Source organism: Mesorhizobium sp. M6A.T.Ce.TU.016.01.1.1 (assembly GCF_003997065.1).
Classification (GTDB): Bacteria; Pseudomonadota; Alphaproteobacteria; order Rhizobiales; family Rhizobiaceae; genus Mesorhizobium; species Mesorhizobium mediterraneum.
In genome coordinates this window covers 1-1,465 of the sequence record NZ_RZTJ01000081.1, presented here as the reverse complement: position 1 = coordinate 1,465, position 1,465 = coordinate 1, and the positions used below count along the sequence as shown (strand labels likewise).

Annotated in this window: 2 protein-coding genes; both read right to left on the bottom strand. The window is 60.8% G+C overall.

Features of this window, described 5'->3' with window-relative positions:
• Positions 1-264: 264 nt before the first annotated feature.
• Positions 265-516 carry a hypothetical protein gene (locus EOC94_RS33285; RefSeq protein WP_127295858.1) on the bottom strand — a complete coding sequence of 84 codons (252 nt, stop codon included), beginning with the start codon at positions 514-516 and terminating at the stop codon, positions 265-267.
• 544 nt (positions 517-1,060) lie between these two features.
• Positions 1,061-1,465, bottom strand: a 405-nt coding sequence (locus tag EOC94_RS33280; RefSeq protein WP_281032986.1) for a TCP-1/cpn60 chaperonin family protein, incomplete at its 5' end; no start/stop codon positions are given.

The window sequence follows — 1,465 nt, the reverse complement described above, 5'->3', positions numbered from 1 at the left end:
CTGTTCTCGTGATAAGTACCTGCTCGCCCGTCTCAGCGGCGTCGGGATGCTTCTAAGTTTGACCAATGACGAGTTCCCGCGTTCATTGACACCGTTCTTCGCGGCGGGAATTTTGCAAAGCGTCCTTGATGGCGGCCAGGTCGATGCCGGCCCAGATTGACTGTGGCCGGTTCACGAGACCCACGCTTCTGTTTGATCCCGACGACAAAGGGTCGCTGCTGCTTCATAGTGCTCTCGGCGGACTTGGGGAGGTGCGAATGTCGTCTAGGCCGATCGCACGCTTTCGTCCACCCGCCCCCAGGTATTCTCCAACGGTTTTCGAAGACGTTGATGTCTTAGAAGCCACGACGCCAGCGGCTCACCGCCGACCTCCCGGCCCGCGCTCTCGATCTCCTGTCCTGCTTTCAGTGCGATCGCCATGACGATCATATGGCCCGCACAGCCGACTTTGTTGTGCCCATCGCGCAGCCGCAGAAGATTCACAATGCAATGAAGATGGTGGCCGCCCCTGTTCATACTTCACGTTCCCTGAGTATATCAGGCGCGTCCAACGCGTTTTCTGAATCGATCACAGGTGACCGATTCATGCTCTTGATGGACCTGGATTTTCAGCTGCCGGTAAAAAGGGCTACGCTTCGGGCTGGTGCTTCGATCGTTTTGTTCGCATGCAGCCAGCCGATGTAGTGGGTGGGCCCGTGGTGCCGGGTCGGCCCATCGCAACGTCTGACCCTTTCACTACTCTTTCCTTCGCAGTCGCCCAACGCTCAACGGCAGGTGCCAAGAATGGAGCAAGGCGATGGCTCGGAGAGAACTCAGCACAGGAATTGGCCCTCAGCCTCTTTCACAGCGTTCATGCGTTGCACCCGGAGGGTGTCCTCGACTGGAGAATCCTTGGACGTTCTGGACACCGCCGTCGACAACCATGCGAGGAACGTCGCTTTGAAAATTTGCATCCGATGGCGGGCGGTCGCGCTGATCGTTTTTTCGGACCAAGGTTCGCGCCAAAGAAAAGGGCGGCGTCGCCGCCGCCCTTTCCGTATCTGAAGACTGATGGGTTGGATTAGAAGCCACCCATACCACCCATGCCGCCCATGCCGCCGCCGCCCATGCCGCCAGGCATGCCGCCGCCGGCCGACTCCTTCTTCGGAGCCTCCGCGATCATGGCTTCGGTGGTGACCAGCAGGCCGGCGACCGAGGCCGCGTCCTGGAGAGCGGTGCGCACGACCTTGACCGGATCGACGATACCCATGGCGATCATGTCGCCATATTCGCCGGTCTGGGCGTTGAAGCCGAACGTCGCGCCCGTGTTCTCGAGGATCTTGCCGGCAACGATCGATGCTTCCGCACCGGCGTTGGCCGCGATCTGGCGAGCCGGAGCCTGCAGCGCGCGACGCACGATGCTGATGCCAGCGGTCTGGTCGGAGTTGGCGCCGACAGCCTTGATGCTCAGCGAAGCGCGCAGGAG